The organism is Moorena sp. SIO1F2, assembly GCF_010672755.1.
Lineage (GTDB): Bacteria > Cyanobacteriota > Cyanobacteriia > Cyanobacteriales > Coleofasciculaceae > Moorena.
In genome coordinates this window covers 1-4,215 of sequence record NZ_JAAHFV010000471.1, presented here as the reverse complement: position 1 = coordinate 4,215, position 4,215 = coordinate 1, and the positions used below count along the sequence as shown (strand labels likewise).

4 protein-coding genes are annotated in these 4,215 nt (G+C 44.5%); 2 read left to right on the top strand and 2 right to left on the bottom strand.

Annotation, left to right across the window (positions count from 1 at the left end):
* Positions 1-166 precede the first annotated feature (166 nt).
* Together F6J94_RS31135 and F6J94_RS31130 are read right to left on the bottom strand one after the other, a co-directional pair.
* Positions 167-952, bottom strand: coding sequence for an HAD-IIB family hydrolase (locus tag F6J94_RS31135; protein WP_293047338.1), 786 nt, complete (start codon positions 950-952; stop codon positions 167-169).
* Between the two features lie 255 nt (positions 953-1,207).
* Positions 1,208-2,053 (bottom strand): pentapeptide repeat-containing protein, encoded by an 846-nt coding sequence (locus F6J94_RS31130; RefSeq protein ID WP_293047336.1) that lies wholly within the window; start codon positions 2,051-2,053, stop codon positions 1,208-1,210.
* Between the two features lie 359 nt (positions 2,054-2,412).
* On the opposite strand from F6J94_RS31130, the gene F6J94_RS31125 reads away from it, so the two are divergent.
* Together F6J94_RS31125 and F6J94_RS31120 are read left to right on the top strand one after the other, a co-directional pair.
* Entirely contained in the window at positions 2,413-2,784 is a 372-nt protein-coding gene (locus F6J94_RS31125) for a hypothetical protein (protein ID WP_293047334.1), read from the top strand.
* 68 nt (positions 2,785-2,852) lie between these two features.
* Complete coding sequence (locus tag F6J94_RS31120) at positions 2,853-4,064, top strand: site-2 protease family protein (RefSeq protein WP_293047332.1); 1,212 nt, start codon at positions 2,853-2,855, stop codon at positions 4,062-4,064.
* Positions 4,065-4,215: the final 151 nt, after the last annotated feature.

The window sequence follows — 4,215 nt, the reverse complement described above, 5'->3', positions numbered from 1 at the left end:
AAATTAACAACTGATATCATGTCTGGTTACCAATCACCGGTTACCAATTACCAATTACCAATCACCAATTACCAATCACCAATTACCAATTACCAATTACCAATTACCAATTACCAATTACCCTAAATCATTCCATTAATCAGCCAAGCCGTGCAGCCCAAACCACTTATCCAGTAAAGGTTTTCAGTAGTAACAATTGTGCTAACTCGCAAAAGCCTTCAGATTCTTTAGCATAAGTCACATAAGCTGGCTTATGAGTCAAATAACTAGTGTAGTCTAAGACATTAGCCACCCCTACTGATAAAGGAAACTTGCTGGTATCAAACATAGACTCATCATTAGGACTGTCACCAACGGTGATAATCTCCTCTGGTTTGAGTTGGGGAAAGTGTCTGGTTAACACTTGTAGCAAGCCTGTTGCTTTATCTTGCTCGATTGGCTTAATATGGCACTGAACTGTACTGTAAGTGAAGCCCCAACCCTGTTGTTGACAGAGTTCTGCCAGGGTTTGTAATTGGACAAAGGCTAATCGATTAACATCAAATGTCCAATCCGTCAACCGAAAGCGGTTATCCACAGATTCTTGTAGCTGGGGAAATTGAGCTTTTAGGACTTGGAAGGTGTGATTGAGACTCTGGCGATGCTGGTTTAAATCTTCAATAGGGGTTAAGATATCTGGGATTTCACTATCTTTGGGGAAATATAGACCGCCATTTTCTGCGATCGCTCCTGTGACCGGCAGATAAGTTTTCAGAGCATTAACCCAGCCAGCGGAACGACCTGTAATCAGCAACACTTGGATTCCTGTCTTGGTCAATTCTTCTATGGCATGGAATAAGGAGGAAGTAAATTTGCCACTCAGAGTTAGGGTGCCATCAATATCGGTAGCAATTAAACTAATACTTTCAAAGCGATTAGTCTCAAAAGCCTCAGACAGAGGTGCAAGGGACATAAAATTATAGGAACTTCCAGCTAATTATTCACCGAATGTCATACTAAACCCTGGGAGGACAGTTTGAGTGGTGAACAGTTGATTAAGTTTTAGTAAGTTTTAGCCTCATGTCAGTTTCCTATCCAACGCGATTGGCCGTAGGCCACGCGGGGCGCGTTCGCAATCGGATCGGCTGAGTAGAATTGCTCGATATCCTACTAGACTTTGGGATTCGGTCCTGATTGAGCTGATCAAAATCTGGCTTCAACTGTTCAACTATTGATGCTGACTGCCACTTGGCATGATCGCTTTGCTAAGTTTAGCTTCACGCAGGTTAGCCTGATTCAGATTAGCATCAATTAAAACAGCTTCAATCAATATTGCCTCGGTAAGATTCGACCAACACAGGTTAGCTCGGTATAAATTAGCCTTGGTGAGATTAGCACCATGGAGAATTGTCCAACTCATCCTTGCTCCTCTGAGATTCGCATCCGTTAGGATAGTGTTTCTCATGGTGCAGCCACTTGCTATTGCACCACTCAAGTCTGCTTGATTGAGATTGGCCTTAGTCAAGTTGGCTCCATTGAGTAGGGTATGGGACAAATTTGCCCCAATCAGATTGGCTTCGATCAGAATACAGTTGTTGAGGGATGCTCCCTCCAAAATCGCTCCCTCCAAGAGGGCTTGGGAAAGCTTGGCTCGGTTCAAGGATGTGCTAATCAGTTTTGCGTGACTCAAGTTAGCATCCTGGAGAATTGCCTCACTCAGAATTGCTTCACTCAGATTAGCTTTACTGAGATTGACTCCAATCAGGCGGCAACTGCGTAGATTGGCATTACTCAAGTTAGCCTTGGCTAGATTTGCTTGACTGAGGTTACTAACAATGAGGTTGGCTTCACACAGGTCACTTCCCTGTAGATTAGCACCAGATAAATTCGCTTCTCGCAGATTGACACCTTTAAGAATAGCGCCCTTGAGACAACTCTGGCTGAGATTAGCACGTCGTAGGTTAGCTTGGCTTAGGTTTACTCCCGCCAGAGATACTCCCTGTAGATTAGCTTCTGGAAAGTCCCGTTCTCCAGCAGCATATCGCTTCAGTAATTCTTCCCCATCCATCATCATTCCTTTAACCTTGACAACTAATAAGCTAGGTGGTATGGCTATATGGCATCTAATATGAATTATTATTGCTAGACTATGCTACTTTTATTTGCCAAAGTGCCAGCAAAAAGCGCAATGATAGTGTAATCGTGTATTGGTCAGACAATTATGAAATATTAGGGAATCGGGAATAGGGAATAGGGACGGGGGAATCACGAGAGTGTGTTTGTGTTAACCAACAGATAAAGGTGCGATTGGTTCCGGTGTCTTCCTCCTCTTTCGGTTTCTTCTTAATCTCACCACTTACTTATCTAAATTTGCTATATAGACCAATATTATAGTATAATGGTGAGTTAACTCCTCACTAAAATTTGGTGTTCATGGCAGACTTAACTGGCACTTGGCTCGGAACTTACTGGCAAGGGGGAGTACCCACCCGGTTTGAAGCAACTCTGGTTCAAAGCAAGAATACCATCACTGGCAATAGTTTGGATGACGGCTACTTAGGAGAAGCCCAGCTAAGTGGAGAGGTAATCGGACGGCGCATCCAATTTACTAAGCGATACCTCACCAGCTCATCGACTCCAATCCAGTACATTGGTACCCTGGGTGAGTCAGAAGATTTTATCCATGGGCAATGGATAATCGATAAATATAACACCGGTCCTTGGGAAGCTCGTCGTAGTGGCAATGACTTACTTGCAGACCTAAACAGTCGTCTGAGTGAGCGGATGCCTGTGTCAGTGCCATAACCCAGAACAGAGGAGTTAATTTATCCTGGATAGTACAGGTATCGAAGGTCTCAGATAAGGAAAATGTGATGCTATCAGGTTGGCGAGTTGGCTCTCTATTCGGAATCCCACTGTTTTTAGACCCATCGTGGTTTTTCATCTTGCTATTGGTAACGATGATTAATGCACGAGAGTTCGACTCTAGCTTAGGGTCGATTTTGGCTTGGGTGGCTGGATTGGCGATGGCACTGTTGTTATTTAGTTCTGTACTCTTACATGAATTAGGTCACAGTCTAGCTGCCCTCTCCCAGGGTATCAAAGTTAATTCTATTACCCTATTTATATTCGGCGGGATTGCGTCGATTGACCGAGAATCAAAGACTCCAGCAGAAGCCTTTCAAGTAGCGATCGCAGGACCATTAGTGAGTTTCATCCTCTTTGGTCTGTTTTATGTCCTAACTCTGACATTACCCACCTCGGCTTGGGGATATACCATCGCCAATGAGATAGCTAGAATCAACCTAGTCTTGGCATTATTTAACCTAATTCCTGGTCTACCTTTAGATGGTGGACAAGTGTTGAAAGCAGCAGTCTGGAAACTAACTGGGGATCTGTTTACAGGTGTCCGTTGGGCTGCCAGAACGGGTAAGGGGTTTGGACTTTTAGCCCTATCCTTGGGATTAGGAATGACTCTGCTGACGGGTACTTTGTCATTCATTTGGCCAACTCTGATTGGCTGGTTTATTTTTCGCAATGCCAGTGCCTATGACCAGCTAACCACCATACAAGAAGTCTTACTTAAGCTTATGGCATCTAATGCCATGACCCGTGACTTTCGGGTGGTGGAAGCCAACCAGACCTTACGTTCTTTTGCTGATGAGTATATCTTAACCGATAGGCAAAACCCAATGCCCTACTACGCTGCAGCTAATGGACGCTATCGTGGGCTAGTGAAAATTGAGGATTTACATTTTGTCGAGCGTAGTCGTTGGGACACTGAGACGTTGGAAACTATAGTGCGCCCTTTATCAGAAATTCCCACAGTGGAGGAGAAAACACCGTTGGTGGAGGTGATTAACAGCTTAGAGGAGCTTAACCTTAAGCGTATAAGCGTACTTTCTCCCGCAGAAGCTGTGGCAGGTGTCATTGACCGGGGTGATATAGTTAGAGCTGTTGCTAGAAAGCTAAATTTGGCTATCCCACCGGCTGCTATTGAGCGCATCAAAGCTGAGGGGGTTTATCCTCCTGGGTTTCAGCTGGTAGAAATTGCTAAAACCCTCCGTTCGCTAACAAACACCTGATACCGAGTTGCATTCAAAGAGAGTAGATAGGGAGATAGGGAGATAGGGAGATAGGGAGATAGGGAGATAGGGAGATAGGGAGATAGGGAGATAGGGAGATAGGGAGATAGGGAGATAGGGAGATAGGGAGATAGGGAGATAGGGAGATAGG

Excerpts from the sequence above, each read along its gene's own strand:
- F6J94_RS31135 (WP_293047338.1), bottom strand. The coding sequence starts at position 952 with ATGTCCCTTGCACCTCTGTCTGAGGCTTTTGAGACTAATCGCTTTGAA.
- F6J94_RS31130 (WP_293047336.1), bottom strand. The coding sequence starts at position 2,053 with ATGATGATGGATGGGGAAGAATTACTGAAGCGATATGCTGCTGGAGAA.
- F6J94_RS31125 (WP_293047334.1), top strand. The coding sequence starts at position 2,413 with ATGGCAGACTTAACTGGCACTTGGCTCGGAACTTACTGGCAAGGGGGA.
- F6J94_RS31120 (WP_293047332.1), top strand. The coding sequence starts at position 2,853 with ATGCTATCAGGTTGGCGAGTTGGCTCTCTATTCGGAATCCCACTGTTT.